At 69.4% G+C, this 16,220-nt stretch carries 12 protein-coding genes; 5 read left to right on the plus strand and 7 right to left on the minus strand.

The window, feature by feature from the left end; translation table 11 throughout:
- Positions 1-40 precede the first annotated feature (40 nt).
- Positions 41-1,426, plus strand: coding sequence for a dihydrolipoyl dehydrogenase (lpdA, locus tag ABD987_RS42600; protein WP_345408355.1), 1,386 nt, complete (start codon positions 41-43; stop codon positions 1,424-1,426).
- A gap of 142 nt (positions 1,427-1,568) precedes the next feature.
- Here the strand turns inward: lpdA and ABD987_RS42605 are convergent, their stop codons facing one another.
- The gene (locus ABD987_RS42605) at positions 1,569-2,039 is read right to left on the minus strand and encodes a GNAT family N-acetyltransferase (protein ID WP_345408357.1); all 471 of its coding nucleotides are present in this window, start codon (positions 2,037-2,039) and stop codon (positions 1,569-1,571) included.
- A 115-nt stretch (positions 2,040-2,154) separates the two neighbouring features.
- Entirely contained in the window at positions 2,155-3,426 is a 1,272-nt protein-coding gene (locus ABD987_RS42610) for an HNH endonuclease signature motif containing protein (protein WP_345408359.1), read from the minus strand.
- A gap of 314 nt (positions 3,427-3,740) precedes the next feature.
- Between ABD987_RS42610 and ABD987_RS42615 the strand changes: the two genes are divergently transcribed.
- The gene (locus ABD987_RS42615; protein WP_345408361.1) at positions 3,741-4,679 is read left to right on the plus strand and encodes an NADP-dependent oxidoreductase; all 939 of its coding nucleotides are present in this window, start codon (positions 3,741-3,743) and stop codon (positions 4,677-4,679) included.
- Here ABD987_RS42615 and ABD987_RS42620 read toward each other — a convergent pair.
- The 4 genes from ABD987_RS42620 to pstC form a co-directional block, all read right to left on the minus strand.
- Positions 4,663-6,261, minus strand: coding sequence for a substrate-binding domain-containing protein (locus ABD987_RS42620; RefSeq protein WP_345408363.1), 1,599 nt, complete (start codon positions 6,259-6,261; stop codon positions 4,663-4,665). The genes ABD987_RS42615 and ABD987_RS42620 overlap by 17 nt on opposite strands.
- Positions 6,258-7,049, minus strand: coding sequence for a phosphate ABC transporter ATP-binding protein (locus ABD987_RS42625; RefSeq protein WP_378214378.1), 792 nt, complete (start codon positions 7,047-7,049; stop codon positions 6,258-6,260). The genes ABD987_RS42620 and ABD987_RS42625 overlap by 4 nt, the downstream gene beginning before the upstream one ends.
- Positions 7,050-7,141: 92 nt before the next feature.
- A complete protein-coding gene (pstA, locus tag ABD987_RS42630) occupies positions 7,142-8,284 on the minus strand; it encodes a phosphate ABC transporter permease PstA (RefSeq protein WP_345408365.1) in 1,143 nt (380 codons plus the stop codon).
- The gene (gene pstC / locus ABD987_RS42635) at positions 8,281-9,258 is read right to left on the minus strand and encodes a phosphate ABC transporter permease subunit PstC (RefSeq protein WP_345408367.1); all 978 of its coding nucleotides are present in this window, start codon (positions 9,256-9,258) and stop codon (positions 8,281-8,283) included. The genes pstA and pstC overlap by 4 nt, the downstream gene beginning before the upstream one ends.
- A gap of 275 nt (positions 9,259-9,533) precedes the next feature.
- On the opposite strand from pstC, the gene ABD987_RS42640 reads away from it, so the two are divergent.
- The 3 genes from ABD987_RS42640 (at position 9,534) to ABD987_RS42650 (ending at position 14,992) form a co-directional block, all read left to right on the plus strand.
- Positions 9,534-11,852: a hypothetical protein gene (locus ABD987_RS42640; RefSeq protein ID WP_345408369.1), complete on the plus strand. Its 2,319-nt coding sequence runs from the start codon at positions 9,534-9,536 to the stop codon at positions 11,850-11,852.
- Complete coding sequence (locus ABD987_RS42645) at positions 11,849-12,859, plus strand: sortase (RefSeq protein WP_345408371.1); 1,011 nt, start codon at positions 11,849-11,851, stop codon at positions 12,857-12,859. Before ABD987_RS42640 ends, ABD987_RS42645 begins: the two co-directional genes overlap by 4 nt.
- A 213-nt stretch (positions 12,860-13,072) precedes the next feature.
- Complete coding sequence (locus tag ABD987_RS42650; RefSeq protein ID WP_345408373.1) at positions 13,073-14,992, plus strand: S8 family peptidase; 1,920 nt, start codon at positions 13,073-13,075, stop codon at positions 14,990-14,992.
- Between the two features lie 115 nt (positions 14,993-15,107).
- Here ABD987_RS42650 and ABD987_RS42655 read toward each other — a convergent pair whose 3' ends face one another.
- Positions 15,108-16,172, minus strand: a complete 1,065-nt coding sequence (locus ABD987_RS42655; RefSeq protein WP_345408375.1) for a substrate-binding domain-containing protein — start codon at positions 16,170-16,172, stop codon at positions 15,108-15,110.
- Positions 16,173-16,220: the final 48 nt, after the last annotated feature.

Raw genomic sequence — 16,220 nt, forward strand, 5'->3', positions numbered from 1 at the left:
TCACCTGCCGGGTAACCCGGATGGGGGTAGGTTTCGGCTCATGAGTGCACATTTTGATGTCGTGGTGCTGGGCGCCGGCGTCGGGGGCTACGTGGCGGCGATCCGCGCCTCGCAGCTCGGGCTGAGCGCCGCGGTGGTGGAGGAGAAGTACTGGGGCGGGGTCTGCCTGAACGTCGGATGCATTCCGTCGAAGGCGCTGCTGCGCAACGCCGAGCTGGCGCACATCTTCACGCAGGAAGCCAAGTCGTACGGCATCCAGGCCGAGGGGCCGGTCCGGTTCGACTACGCCGCCGCCTACGAGCGGAGCCGGAAGGTCGCCGACGGCCGGGTCAAGGGCGTGCACTTCCTGATGAAGAAGAACAAGATCACCGAGTACGACGGGCACGGTACCTTCGTCGACGCGAACACCATCGAGGTCAACGGTGAGCGGATCACCTTCGGCCACTGTGTGATCGCGACCGGTGCGACCGCGCGGCTGCTGCCCGGGACCTCGCGCAGCGAACGCGTCGTCACCTACGAACAGCAGATCATGGAGAACGAGCTGCCGGACAGCATCGTGATCGCCGGTGCCGGCGCGATCGGTGTCGAGTTCGCCTATGTCCTGCACAACTACGGCGTCGACGTGACCATTGTGGAGTTCCTGGACCGCATGGTGCCGCTCGAGGACGCGGAGGTGTCGGCCGAACTCGCCCGACGCTATCGCAAGCTCGGGATCAAGGTGCTGACCTCGACCAAGGTGGAGTCCATCGACGACTCCGCCGCCAAGGTGCGGGTGACGGTGTCGCAGAACGGTCAGCAGCAGGTGCTCGAAGCGGACAAGGTGCTGCAGGCGATCGGGTTCCAGCCGCGCGTCGAGGGTTACGGCCTGGAGAACACCGGTGTCGCGCTGACCGAACGTGGCGCGATCGCGGTGGACGCCCGTGGCCGCACGAACGTGCCGCACATCTTCGCGATCGGTGACGTGACGGCGAAGCTCATGCTCGCTCACGCGTCCGAGTCGATGGGCGTGGTCGCGGCCGAGACCATCGCCGGCGCGGAGACCATGGAACTCGACTTCGTGATGATCCCGCGCGCCACCTACTGCCAGCCGCAGATCGCGAGTTTCGGCTACACCGAAGCACAGGCGCGCGACCTCGGCTACGACGTCCAGGTGGCGAAATTCCCGTTCAGCGCCAACGGAAAGGCGCACGGCCTCGGCGACGCGGTCGGGTTCGTGAAGGTGCTCAGCGACGCCAAGCACGGTGAGCTGCTCGGTGCGCACCTGATCGGCCCGGAGGTCACCGAACTGCTGCCCGAGCTGACGCTGGCGCAGCAGTGGGACCTGACGGTGCACGAGGTCGCCCGCAATGTGCACGCGCACCCGACGCTGGGCGAAGCGGTCAAGGAAGCGATTCACGGACTCGCTGGGCACATGATCAACATGTGAACCTGGCTCGGGTGGCTTCAGGCCCGTCCTGGACCGGGGTGGACTCCCGGCCGGGGCGGGCTTTCGTCTGTTGTGGACAGCCGATGACGGTCAGCAGATGGCGGGGACGGTGCCGGTATGTCGACGGATCCCGTCCTGATGATCACCGGGGTTCGGCAGGGCGGGTTTCGCCGAGTTCGAAGACGAGTTCGGGGCGCTCCCAGGTGATCTTCGGCGGTACCGGCGGGCGGGTTCCGACACGACGGGCTCCCATGCGTTCGTAGAAGGCCAGGGCGGGTGGATGGGAGACGACACGGACACGGGTGATGCCGAGGCCACTGGCGTGGCCGAGCAGGTGCGTCACCAGACGCGCGCCCACGCCGAGGCTCTGCGTGTCGTCGGCTACGAACAACAGGTCGAGTTCGGGTTCGTCGACGAGCAGGGCGGCGAATCCGATGACGCGATCCGTCTTGGTGGCGACGAAGACCGGATGCGCGCGGACGTAGTCCGCCGTGACCGCGTAGCCGTCGAGTATCGAGGCGTATTCGCCGCGATACGCCGAGGAAGCGTGCATGAGCGTGGTCAATACCGCGGCCTGCTCGGGTGCGGCCCTGTCGATCCTGATCGTCTCCACAGGCGCGACGTTATCGGTACGGACCGACAATTTCGCTCGTGACGGCCTCGGTCGCGGGCGCTTCGGCCGACGTCCCCAGTGGAGCCACTTCGCGGGCGGAAGGCCCGGAGCCGCTTCAGGTTTCCTGGTCGGGTGGCGCCTCCTCGCGGGGTTCGTGCAGGGACGGCGGGGGACTGCAGTGGAGGTGGCCAGCCGGGGTCCTGATGGTCAGGATTCCGTTCTCGTCGAGTTCGTAGTCCCAGCCGGGTTCGTCCTTGAGGTGGTGGTGATTGCCGCAGTAGGCGGCCAGTGACCCACTGCTCGTGGGGCCGCCGTGCTGCCAGGCCACCGCGTGGTCGAGCTCGCAGGCCTGTGCCGGTCGGCCGCAGCCCGGATGCCGGCACTCCCGGTCGCGTACCCGGACGAACTCGTCCAGCGCCGCGGTCGGGCGGTAGCGGGTGCGGCCGAGATCGAGGACCTGGCCGCTGGCCGGATCGGTGAGAATCCGCCGGAGTACCGTGTCCGGGCCCTCGACGATGCGCCGGGCCAGCTCGGCGGGAATGGCCCCGTGCCCGGCGAGTTCGGCCGGATTGTCGTTCAACCGCAGGAAAGTCGCCATGTCGAGGTAGAGGAACACCTCGGCGCGCGGAGGACCGCTGCGGTGCCCGCCGAGCAGGAGGTCGACCGCGACGTCGGTGCGGAGCTGATCGAGAGTCCGGGGATCGTCCCGGGTTTTCAGCGCTCTCGCTGCGCGGTCGATCCGGGCATACGCCGCCGCGGCCTTCTCCGCGGGCGCCTTTTCCAGGACCAGGTTCGCGGTGCCCGCTTCACGATGACGCAGCACCAGCCGACGTTCCGAGCGGCGTTGCTCGGCGTGCCGGGCACCGCCCTCGGGGTCGGCCTTCAGTGCCGCGTAGTAGGCCGCCCTGCGGACTTGTGTCGCGTGCTTTCCCGGCAGCCGTGGGGCGAGTACTTCGTCGACTTCCCGCGCCTTTTCGTCGGAAAGCCACGTTGTGGCTTCGACGACTTTCATCGCCCGGTACAGGTCGAGCTGTCCTCGTTCCATGAGTTCCAGGGTGCGCGGCAGCCGGGTGGTGAGTGCCTGCGCGGCCGCCGTGACCTTGCCCGCGTGTTTTTCCGTGTGGCACAAGGCCAACGCCACCTCGGCGTGGGTACTTCGCGGATTTCTTCTTCGCCGTTCGATCGTGGCGACGCAGCGGACCTGCATCGCCTGCAGCCGCGCGATTTCACTTTCGGCGCCGCGCAGGACACGGACGACCGCGTGCTCGGGCATCCGCTCGATCTGTTCCGTCGACACGCGAAGCGCGCGTCCTGTTCCCAATATCCCGTGGATCACCTCCTGGGTGTCGTGGTCGATCAGTTCGCTGAGCAGCTGGGTCGGGTTCATGGCGCGGACGGTACGGAGTGGCACCGACAAAAAACTGCCGTGACGGAGCCGGAGGGGTCGAATCTCGAGGTCGACGCGGAAATATTCGGGGTGCGGAATCAACCGCTCGCGTTTCGTGACGGAGCAGAGGCTCTCTCGACGATGCGGAGGGCAGTCGGCAATGGACGGTCTGCGGGGGCGGCTCTCGGGGTATGGCCCGGGTCACCGTGTCCACACCCTTGACCTCAAGTTAACTGGAGATACCACGCTGGTTCCCGAAGATCGAGGAAACCGGGACAACACCGGAATCGACCTGAGAGCAGCTGGAGGAAAGCATGAGAGCGGCAGCGTTCACGGAGATCGGGGGTCCGGAGGTGATCCGTCCGATGGATCTGGACGAACCCCACGCCGGACCCGGTCAGGTCCGGGTCCGGGTCAGAGCAGCCGGGGTCCAGCCCTACGACGCGGCGGTGCGTGCGGGGTGGGAGCCCGCTGGGGCCGAGCTGCGCTGGCCACGCGTGGTCGGCAACGAGTTCGCCGGCGTCGTCGACGAGGTGGGTGCCGAGGTAGGCGAGGAGATCGGCGACGGCGTGGTCAGGATCGAGCCGGGGACGGAGGTCCTCGGCTTCACGATGCTCGGCGCCTACGCCGAATACGTCGTGGTGCCCGTGGACAACGTCACGGTGAAACCCGCCGAAATGCCGTGGGAGGTCGCGGGCGGGTTCACCGCGGGCACCCAGACGGCCACCATCGCGCTCGACAACCTCGCGGTCGGCAAGGGGGACACCGTGCTCATCCACGCGGCGGCCGGATCGGTGGGCACGGCCGCGGTCCAGCTCGCCGTTTCACGCGGCGCCACCGTGCTCGGCACCGCGAGCACGGTCAACCAGGACTACGTCCGTTCGCTCGGCGCCACGCCGCTCGTCTACGGTGAGGGCCTGCTCGACCGGGTCCGCGCCGCGGCGCCCGGTGGGGTGGACGCGGTGCTCGACGGCGCGGGCGGTGAAGCACTGGACCTCTCGCTCGAACTCGTCGAAAACCGCGACCGCGTCCTGACACTCGTCGAGCACGGCAAGGCGGCCGAACTGGGCGTCCGGCTCACCACGGGAACCCGGTCCGCGACACGGCTGGCCGACCTCGCCGCGCGTTACGCCAAGGGCGAGCTGCGCTTCCACGTGCGCCGTACGTATCCGTACACCGAGGCGGCGCAGGCACACCGGGAGATCGAGACGGGGCACGGGCGGGGGAAGATCGTGCTCACGTTCCCTGTCTGAACCGGCCCTCTCTGAACCGGCCCTGTCTGAACCGGCCTCGCCTGGCCCGGCGGAGCAGGCCGCGCACCACCAGCGGTGCCACGATCGCGCCCAGGAGCACCAGCGCCGCCCAGCCACCGAATCCGCCGATCCCGCCGTGGTCGTACGCGGCGGGATCGGCCTCGCGCCAGTTCTTCGAACCACCGTTGGCGAGGTCGGTCTCCGGGGCCGCCGTCGCGGTGGCCGTTCCCGCGTTCAAGGGGCCAGACGCGGCGGTGGTGGGCCCCGAGGTCCTGGCGGTGCCCTTGGTCAGTTTGTCGACACCGCCGAGCTTTTCGAACGGGTCCGGCGGGCTCGCCGCCCCCGCGCCGAGGCCGCCGTGGAACGTCGGGTTCGCACAGTTGCCCGCGTTCAGCTGTTTCGCGGGCTGCCCGGTCAGCCGGGCGTTCGAGTTCATCATTTCCTGCGAAAGGTTCGGGGGCAGCGGTGAGTAGCCGATCCGGGCCATGTTGATCTGACCGTCGCAGGCGATGTGTTCCAGGAAGGCGGTGATGGTCGACGTCTTCCCGGGATCGTCGTAACCGCCGTGACAGGTGTCACGACCGCTGGTACACGGCATCATGACGTACGAGTACGCGGAGATGGGATACGTCTTGGGGTCCCGGTTCCCGTACACGCCGTCGAGTTTCTGGCTCAGGTCCGGCCGCAGTTCCGCCTTCGTCAGCGCCGCGGCGATGTTCTCCGCGTACGGTTTGGTGTACTGCCCGCTTTCGTTTTCGACCCACGCCGTCGGCGCGCCGTACCGCAGCGCGTACGCGAATTCGTCGTAGCCGATGGAGAACGGGACGTTGCCGGTCGCCACCGCCGTCGCGATCTGTTCCGAGTCGCCGAACAGCTTGTACCAGGCGGCGTCCGGGCCGGTGGCGGGCAGTTGGATCGGCCGCACCCCCGAGGGCAGCGCCCCCATCCCGTTCGCCGCGTTGCGGGACACGAAGGCCTGGTACGGGCCGGGTGCGGTCTGGGCGACGAAGTCGTAGAACAACGCTGTCGTCCCCGACTGCCCGGTGCGGCCCAGCAGGGTGATCGGCTGGTCCGGCAGAGCTTTTCCGCCGTTGGTGGCGGTGATCGCCGGATCGTTCCACCGGGTGATGTCGCGGCTGAAGATCCGGCCGATCGTCTGCCGGGTGAGGTGCAGGTAGTCCACCTTCTGCCCGCCCGCGTCGGTGACGTTGTACATCACCGCGACCGCGCCCGCGACGTCCGGGACGTACTGGTAGCCGCGTTGCTGCGCGGACTGCCCGCCCGCACCCGCCGCGACGAGCGAGGTGACCTCGGCTTCGGTCCCGGCGAAGTCGACCGTGCGGTCGCCGTACTGGTTGACGCCGCTGGGGGAGCTGAACGCGCTGTAGTTGACCTGGATCCCGCGGGAACCGGCGCCGTTCTGCCAGTCGTTCATCGCGGGCCCGACGTAGCTCGACCCGGAACCGGTGAGCGCGACGGCGGCCGACGCCCCGGGAGCGGCCGCGAGGTGCGCGCCGAGCAGCAGCGCGAGCACACCTCCCAGCGCGCCCAGCGTTCGCGCCGGAAAACTCGTTGACCTCATCCGAACCGTCCGTTGACGTAGTCGTGGGTCCGCTCGTCCTCGGGGGAACCGAAGATCCGCTCGGTCGGCCCGTGTTCGACAACCCGTCCCGGTTCGTTCTCCTCGGCGAGGAAGAACGCGCAGTGGTCCGAGACCCGCTGTGCCTGCTGCATGTTGTGCGTGACGATCACGACGGTCACCTCGTGCCCGATCTCGGCGATGGTCTGCTCGATCCGCCGGGTCGAGGTCGGGTCGAGCGCCGAGCAGGGCTCGTCCATCAGCAGTACGTTCGGCTGCACCGCGAGCGACCGGGCGATGCACAGCCGCTGCTGCTGGCCACCGGAGAGCGCGCCGCCGGGCGAGCCGAGCCGGTCGCGGACCTCGCGCCACAGCCCCGCCCGCTCGAGACTCTGCTCGACCAGCGCGTTCTTGTCGTCGCATCGCACCCCGGCCAGCTTCAGCCCGGCCAGCACGTTGTCGCGGATGGACATCGCGGGGAACGGGTTCGGCTTCTGGAACACCATCCCGATCCGCAGCCGCACCTGCTGGGCGCGGGTGCCTTCGGCGTAGATGTCCTGGCCGTCCAGGAGCACTTCGCCGGACAGGCTGGCCGAGGCCACCAGCTCGTGCATCCGGTTGAGAATGCGCAGGAACGTCGACTTGCCGCAGCCGGACGGCCCGATCAGCGCGGTCACCTCCCGCGCGGGCATGCGCAGTGAGACGCCTTCGAGCACGAGCCGGTCGCCGAACCAGGCACCGACCTCGCGGGCCTCCAGTTCCGCCGCGCCGGGCGGCGGCCCGCCGGTCAGTGTCACTTCCCGGGTACGTGGCAGCTCCACAGTGGACGTCTCGGTGGTGGGCGCCGCAGCAGGCGCTGTCGTGGACGTTTCGACGGTGTCGGTCACCGGTTCTCCTGTGCGGTTCGGTTCGGGGTGCGGCGCGCTCGCCGTTTCGACCGGTCGCGGCCGACCAGCCGGGCGAGGGCGAACAACGCGAAGATGAGCATGATCAGCACCAGCGCGCCGACGTAGCCGCGTTGCTGGACATTGCTCAGCGGCTGCTTGACGTAGTGGTAGACGAACAGCGGAATGCTTTCCTGCGGGCCGGAGAACGGGTTGGTGTTCATGCTGATCGACCCGAAGGAGGTGAACAGCAGCGGCGCGGTTTCCCCGGCGACCCGCGCGATGCCCAGGATCACCGCGGTGGTCACCCCGGTCCGCGCGGTGGGCAGGACCACCGACCACACCGTCCGCGCGCGGCTCGCGCCGAGCGCCAGCGACGCCTCGCGCAGACCGTCCGGTACGAGCCGGAGGACGACGTCGACGGTGCGGGTCACCGTCGGCAGCATGACCATGGTCAGTGCGAACGTCGCCATCAGCCCGTTGTAGCTGAACAGTCCCACCCCGGCCTGGATACCGGGGATGATGAGGGCCGCGTACACGAACAGACCGGCCACAATGGAGGGAAGCCCGCTCATCGCGTCCACCATGATCCGCACCGGGCGGCGGAAGCGGGACCGGGTCTCGTTGAGGAAGATCGCGGTGAGCAGCCCGAGCGGCACGACGAACACCAGCGTCAGCGCGGTCTGCTCCAGCGTCCCGACGATCGCGTGCAGGCCGCCGGTGGCCGAAACCGGGTCGGTCGGCCCGACCGCGGACATGTCGTGGGTGAAAAAGCCCCAGCCGAGGTGGGGCGCGCCCGCGACCACGATGTAGCCGAGCAGGAGCAGCAGCGGGATCAGCAGCCCCAGCGCACCGGTGACGACGATCGTCGAGACGATCCGGTCGGCCGCGGCGAGCCTGCCGAGCCGGTCCCGGGTGACCACGTACAGCATGCCGAGGTAAAGCGTGTACGCGACGAGCAGGTCGGCGAGCCAGCCGGGCGAGGTCAGCAGCAGGTGCATGACGAACCAGGTCAGCAGCGTCGCGGACACCGCGCAGCCGAGCGCGGCCAGCCGGTCGGCCGGGGTCGTCGAAGCGGGACGTCGTTTCGCGAGCGGGCGGCGGCGGGCCACGGCCTCGGCGCGCGGGAGCGTCGCCGTCACGCGTCGACCCCCGCCCCGGACCGGCTTCGCGAAATGATCACCGACGCGGTGAAGTTCGTCGCGAGCGTGAACACGAACAGCACCAGGCCCGCCGCCATCAGCCCGCTCAGCGCGAGTCCTGAGGCGCCGGAGTTGTTGGCGATGTAGCCGGAGATCGTCGACCCGCCGAACTGCAGGATGTGCGTGGTGATCTCCGGGACCTGCGGCAGCAGCAGGGAAACCGCGATGGTCTCGCCGAGCGCACGGCCCAGCCCGAGCATCGAGCCGCCGATGATCCCGCCGCGGCCGAAGGGCAGCATGACCGTCCGCACCATGCCCCACCGGGTACTGCCGAGGGCCAGCGCGGCCTCCTTCTCGCCGGGCGGGGTCTGCGCGAACACCTCGCGGATCACCGACGTGGTGATCGGCAGCACCATCAGCGAGACGATCAGCCCGGCGATGAACATCGAGTTGATGAACAGCGCGTTGTCCTTGTGCGCGAACAGCGGGAACCAGCCGAGGTTGTCGGTCAGCCACTGCGACACCGGCGCGATCTTCGGCCCGACGAAGCTGAATCCCCACAGGCCGTAGAGCAGGCTGGGGATCGCGGCGAGCAGGTCGACCAGCCCGGTGAGGAACCCGCGCAGCCGCCCACTGGAGTACTCGGTGATGTACAGCGCGGCGAGGATGCTCAGCGGCACCGCGATGCCGATCGCGATGAGCGCGACCACGACGGTCCCGTAGAGCAGGCCGAGTACACCGAGGACGCCGCTGGCCGCGTCGAACCGGATCGTGGTGAAGAAGCCGAACCCGCTCGTCCCGAACGCCGGTCCGGCGCGGTAGATCAGGAAGAACCCGATGACGGCGAGGATCGCCAGCATGGCGAGCCCGGCACCGGTGGTCACCCGGCGGAACGCGCGGTCGGCCCGGGAGAGGACTTCGGTCACGATCCGCCGCGGCGGAGACGGATCGGGCCGGGGGAGCGCGACGGTCACGAGCTGCCTTTCCCTAGTACTGGTGGGGATTGAGCACGGGCGGGGATTCGCCGGGCAGGGGGCAGCGCGACACGGCCGGTTCCCCTCGGCCCGGCCAGTATGTGCGGCCGCGCGGCGGTGAAGGTGTCCGTGCGGGAAACGCCCGACGGGGCGCCGGTGAATCACCGCCGCCCGCCCGCTCCCGGCCGTTGACCGGACCCGCCCGGCGGGGGGACGTTGGGGACCGGCACGTCCTGGCCGGGGCGTGTCCCTGTCCCGTGCTCTGGGGAGTTCTCGTGTTCTTCGCCCGTGCCAAACGGTTCGGCATCGTGGTCGCCTGTGGCGTCCTGGCGGTGCTGGGCGTGCTGTCCGTGCCTTCGGCGAGCGCGGCGGACCAGCCGCGCCCGCCGTACAAGCTCAAGACGGAACCCGCGTCACTGACCACGGTGCAGGATGGCGATCCGCTCAAGGTCACCTTGTCCGGTCTGCCCGTGGGGGCGAAGGCGAAGCTCTACTTGTGCCCGAAGGACCTGCCGGACAATCTGGTGAAGCTGACGGGCGTCGTCGACAAGAAGCCGCAATGGGGGCCCGATCACGATCTGCGATCGCGCGTACTCGCCTACTGCAGCGCGTCGTTCGGCGACGAGCTGACCGGCCGCCCGGCCGGCGTGCACCAGATGGAGCGGGCGCGGAGCGCGACGACGGGTGAGATCACGTTTGACACCGCGGTACCGCGTGGCCGGTCCACACCGGCCCCCGTGGGCTACGATCCCGACTACACCACGTCGGACAAGAGCGATTTCTTCCCCTGGGCGAACAACCCGGTCGTTTCGACCGGTCCGAAGGGCGAGAAGATCCGGCTGCGGCAGTTCTCGTACGCGTGCGACGAGAACCATCCCTGCACGCTCGAGGTGGAGATCGCCATCGGCGGCACCAAATGGATCGACGACTCACTGGCGTTCTCGCCCGCCGCGCCCGGGCTCAGTGTTCGGGGCTGTGGCGGTGTCGGGCCTGCCTCGCTCGTCGCGAGCATTCCGCAACGGTTCGGCCGAACCGGAGTCGCCTGGAACCAGGCGCTGTGCGCGCCGACGAGGAGCGACCAGCCGGCCAACCTCGTCAGCGAGACCGAGGACGTCGGCCTCAAATCGTTTGACACCGGGGATTCCGACGTCATGGTGACCGGATCCGGGGGCGCGCTGGCGACCCAGTCTGTTCGTGCCCGCGAATACGTCCCGGCCGGTTTGAACGCCGTGGTCCTCGCGGCAGTGGGGTGGGCACCGACCGACAAGACCGACGCCGGCGGCTCGCTCAAATCGAGGATCACCGACTCCCTGTCATTCACCTTCGGTGAACTGGCGAACATGCTGACCAAGGGCGGTGAACTGCCGGACACCACCGGCCGTGGCGGGATCTTCAGGGACGAGTCCCCGCTGGTAGCCAGAAATGCGACTCTGCGCACGATCACCGGCGAAACGGACAACCCCGTCCTCAATCCGGCCCCCAGAGCAGGAGCTGCCGACTCGAACAACGGCTTCTTCGGTCTCTCCGGCGAGGCGGGCAAGGGCACGGTGCCCTTCGCCCTCAGCACGCTGCTGGCGAAAGCCGCCCCGGATCAGTGGGTGTTCCTGGACAAGGGGCCCGAGTACTACGGTCCGCTCAGCGGAAAGTCCCCCGGCGTGATCAGCGAGCTCGGCGCGCTGGATCCCGGCAAGTACCAGTTGCACAACGTCGATGCCAAGGTGGGCCAGTTCGCGGTGCGGAAGGTGGTGGACAACGCCACGGTGGGTCGCGGGGGCGACTGCGTCAACGGCTGCTTGAACTGGGTGGTCACGGACCTGGCGACCGCGCGGGCCTACGGCTGGACGCCGGTGGCGCTACCGGACGGGAAGGGCGGTTTCGTCGCTCCCACGACGCAGAGTCTCCAGGCCGCCTCCGCGACGATGAAGCAGGGCGCGGACGGCACTCTGCAACCCGGGACGGTTTCCGGGGCCGGGGCTTACCCCTTGACCTTCGCCGAGTACCTCACCGTCCCGGTCAATCCACTGATCGATGCGAACTGCCGGCCGCTACCGGCGAAACAGCAGCAGCTCAAGACGTTCGTCCAGATGACGGTGAACGGCGGGCAGGGCGTGCTCGCGCCGGGGCTCGCGCCCTTGACCCCGGATCTGGCGGGAACGGCCGCGGACCGGGCGGCGAAGATCGGCGCCGGCACCGCCGCGGCGGCCTGTAAAGAAAAGGAAGAGGCGAAGAACCCGCCTCCACCGGGTGCCACCGCCTCCGGCTCCGGTACGCCCGCCACGGCCAACGCCGTCAACGCGTCGACATCGAGTGGGACGCCGATGGCGGCTCCCGAGAAGACGGCCGCGCCCACCCACGACAGCGTGCAGGCGGCGAAGAACCTGGCCGACTCGGTGCGGATACCCGCGTTCCTGGGCGCGGGCGTGCTCGCGGTGCTGATTCCCTTGCTGGCCTTGGTGATTCTCGCGGCGCTCCCGTCGGGGACCGCGTACGTGACGGCGGGACGGCCGATACCGCCCTGGCTCAGTAGGGCGGCCGCGGCGATCGTGGGCGCGTTCTCCGGTCTCCTCGCCCGGATCCGGGGGCAGCGCGGATGAGCGCCGATCTCGTGGGCAGGCATGCGGCTCCGGAAACGTCCGATCCTGAGACCACCCAGCTCGAAAACTCACCGCCCAAAAGCTCACCGCCCGAAAAACCACAGCCGGGAACCGCGCAGCCGCTCGCGGCCGAAGAACCGGGCGGTCAGTTCCTCCGGATCACGCCCGGCTGGCTCGTCGCGACGGTGTTCGCCTGGCTGGTCACCACGGTCGTGGCGTTGTCACTGGTCGTCTACGCGCTCGGGCCGATGCTGGAGGCGGGTGACCAGCGGGAGGCGCTGACGCGGATCCGTGCCGAGATGGACCGGGCGTACGGCGCCAGCCAGAGCCTGTTCGGCTCCCAGGCGCCGACCCGGCCAGTCGAGGTCGGCGCGCCGGTCGCGGTGCTGGAAATCCCGAAGTTGAAACTTCAGCAGGTCGTCCTGGAGGGCGTTTCCAGCGGCGAGACCGCGTCCGGCCCCGGGCACGTGCCGGGGACCTCGGGGCCGGGGCAGCCGGGGAACTCCGCGCTCGTGGGCCGGTATTCCGGGTACGGCGCGCCGTTCGGCTCGCTGTCCACGCTCGTGAACGGTGACGAGATCGTGGTCGCGACCACGCAGGGCCGGTCGGTCTACCGGATCACCGGAACCGCTTCCCGTCCACTCGACGAGTCGGCGGACTACGGCAAGACGGACAACGACCGGCTGACCCTGGTGACCTCCTCCTCGTGGTGGCCGCTGGCTTCGCAGCAGGCGACGGTGGTGACCGCGGTGCTGGAGGGAAAGCCGTTCCGGCCGACCCCGCAGAACGGTCGCGCCGACGCGCAGGACGGCCGTACCGGTGACACCGGCGCATGGGCGGGCCTGGCGCTGGCGTTCGGCGGGTTCGTGCTCGCCGCGGCGGGCGCGACCGTGCTCTATCGGCGCTGGCGTCCGGTGTCCACCTACGTCATCACCGGCCCGGTGTTGGTAACGCTGGCCGCGCTGGCCGCGCTCGCGTTGTGGCGGATGTTCCCGGCCTGGGCCTGAGGCGGATACCCGTTCGCACGAATCCCGTTCCACCAGCTGGACGCGTCGGCGTTCCCGACTTTGGTGGGTGGCACGGCGGCTGATCGCTCCTTAGATTTCTCTCCACTACACCCGTTCAGGGGTCATCCATTCGAGCTAGTCTCTTTAACGACCACTTCGGGTGTCACGTCATCATCAGCGTGCGTCGGGGCGCGCTACGACAGGGAGAAATCCATGGTGAGATTCAACCGGGTCGCCGCGTACTCGGTTCCTGCGACGGTCGGCGCGCTCCTGCTTTCGGGCGCCGCCGCGGTCGCGCAGCCCTCGCCCGCCGACACCGCCACCGCGCGGACCCAGGCCGGGATCAGCGCGCTGCAGAGCATCAAGAAGTCGCTCACGCCCGCCGAGGCCAAGCAGGCCAGCCAGCTTGTGGTCGAAAAGCGGCTGCGTGCCGACAAGGGCCTCGCCGCGAAGCTGCCCGACTACCGCTCCGGGGTCGCCGTGAGCGACAAGGGCGGCGTCGCGGTCGACATCTGGGGCAAGGACCAGAAGGTCGCCGACGCGGTCCGCGCCGCGGGTGGCACCGTGCGCTACGCCTCGGGTGGCGCGGTCCGCGCCGATCTGCCGCTGGCCGCGGTGGACGCGATCGCCGGTCGCGCGGACGTCAGCTCGGTCAAGCCCGCCGCACAGGCGATGACGTGGAAGGAAAACGCCGACGGCGGCGACTCGGCCGGTGCCGCCGCGCGCAGGCAGGTGGCCAAGAAGGCGATCGCCGCGACGCAGGTGTCCGAGGGCGACAAGGCGCACGGCGCGGACACCGCCCGCGCGAAGTACGGCGTCAACGGTTCCGGCGTCAAGGTGTGCGTGCTCTCCGACGGCGTCGACTCGCTGGCGAAGTCGCAGGGCGCGGGCGAACTGCCGGACGTCGACGTGCTGTCCGGTCAGAAGGGCAGCGGCGACGAGGGCACCGCGATGCTCGAAATCGTCCACGACCTCGCCCCGAACGCGACGCTCGGCTTCGCCACCGCGTTCACCAGCGAGCAGAGCTTCGCCGACAACATCCGCGCGCTGCGCACCACCGGCAAGTGCACCGTCATCGTCGACGACGTCTCCTACTTCGACGAGTCGCCGTTCCAGGACGGGCCGGTCGCGCAGGCGGTCAACGACGTGACCGCGGCGGGCGCGTTGTACTTCTCCTCGGCCGGGAACTCGGGCAACCTGACCGACGGTTCGAGCGGCTACTACGAGGGCGACTTCCGTGGCGCCTCGACCACCATCCCGGGCATCACCGGGACCCCGCACAACTTCGACCCGAACGGCACCCAGGTCTTCGACGCGCTCTCGGCGGGCTCGCTGGGCAGGCCGGTGACGTTGTTCTGGTCCGATCCGTGGGGCAAGGCGACCAGCGACTACGACCTGTTCATCCTGAACTCCGCCGGCAGCGTCGTCGCCTCCAGCGAAAACCAGCAGAACGGCACGCAGAACCCGTACGAGATCGCCTCGGTGCCGAGCAGCGGCTCCGGCTACAAGGTCGCCGTGGTCAAGTACTCGGGCGAGGACCGGTTCATCGCGCTCAACGTGATCCGTGGTCGTTTCGTGGCGACCGATTCGCTCAAGGCGTTCAGCACCGCCGGTGTCACCTCGGGCCACTCGGCCGCGAAGGACGCCTTCAGCGTGGCGGCGGCTCCGGCGGCCACCGCGTTCAGCCGCGCGCTGGAGCAGGGCGACCCGCCCAACCCGGCGGGCCCGTACCCCGGTGAGTTCACCGCGAGCAGCAAGTGGGAACGGTTCACCTCGGACGGCCAGCGGCACCAGTTCTACAACGCCGACGGCACCGCCATCACCCCGGGCAACGTGTCCTCGACCGGCGGCGCCACCCGCGCCAAGCCGGACATCACCGCCGCCGACGGTGTCGCGACGTCCGTGAGCGGGTTCCAGCCGTTCTACGGCACCTCGGCCGCGGCCCCGCACGCGGCGGCCATCGCGGCACTGCTGCTGTCCGGCAAGCCGGCCGCCACCCCGGCGGAGATCCGCACCGCGCTGGAGTCCACCGCGATCGACCTCGGCGCGCCCGGGTTCGACGCGGTCACCGGCAAGGGCGTCATCATGGCCGGCCCGGCATTGGCCGCGCTCGGCATTCCGCCCAAGCAGTAGTAGAGACACCGGAACCAGCCGCGGAGCACGCGGCTGCGGCAGCACGACAGCAACGGCCCGGCGCGTGGGACACGCGCCGGGCCGTTGTTCCGTCACTGGAGGTTCAGGCGATGATTCAGGCCTTGACGCAGGTCAGGTCGCCGGTGCCGGCGACGGTCTTGAAGCCGTACTTCGTGATGATGTCGGCGAGCTTGCCGCCGCACAGCGGGCTGGCGGTGGCGGCGGTGTCGCCGTCGTCGAAGCCGACGGCACGCTTCGCTTGGCCGTACCGGCGGGTGCGGGTGTCGAGGACGTAGTACACGATCCGCGAACCGATGAACGTGTCGGCGAAAGCCGGCTTGTAGCTGCCTGCGCTGCCGGTGACGAGGTCACCATCGGAACCGGCGCCGGTGAGCCTGTTGACGGTGAAGCCGGCGCGCTTGTCGCTGGTGACGCCGTTGCCCTGGGCGATCCACTGCGCCACCGAGAACGGCGCGATCGCGTTGGCACGGTTCGCGGCGTCGATCGACGTCGCGTCGTTCTCCTGGAAACGGGTGATGGTGACGGGCTTGGTGGTCGGGTCGAACTTGAGCACGTTCTTGGTGAAGAAGGACAGGGTGCCCGAACCGACCTGCGGCAGGTACACCTTGATGGCCGCGTTGGTGCCGCCGACCTGGCTCCAGTTGGTGATGGAGCCGTCGTAGACGCCGCGCAGCTGCGCCAGGGTGAGGGGCAGGCCCGCGCCCGCACCGGTCGAGGACGAGGACCAGGTGACGGCGTCACGGCCGAAGCCGTAGTACTCGAAGGTGGCCGGGTCGTTGGCGCCACGCTCGGAGGAGGACCGGGCGATCTCGTACTTGCCGTCGAGGGCGGCCGCGGAGGCGTCGAGGGCGGCCTTGCCCGCCGACGAACCGTCCGGCGGCGGGTTGCTCGCGTCGTACGTGGTCCCCGGCGACCAGGGGTCGGCGGGCACGGTGAACGAACCGCCGGCCGGAAGCACCGGCGGGATGTTCACGTAGTTGTCGGGGTCGGTGTTCCAGGCGGAACCGGTGGTGTTCGCGTCGGCGAACACCGCGTTGGTGATGTCGAAGATGGTGTCGGAGCCCGCGGCGGGGATGACCTCCGCGATGCCGTTGGCGGGCGGGACGGCGGCGGCCGTCCCGGTCATGACCAGGCAGGCGCCGGCCGCGGCCGCGGTCACGCCGAGAAGCCGAGTAATACGAGCACGCATGGTGTCAGCACTCTTTCT

The sequence above is a fragment of the Amycolatopsis samaneae genome (assembly GCF_039541975.1).
GTDB classification, from domain to species: Bacteria; Actinomycetota; Actinomycetes; order Mycobacteriales; family Pseudonocardiaceae; genus Amycolatopsis; species Amycolatopsis samaneae.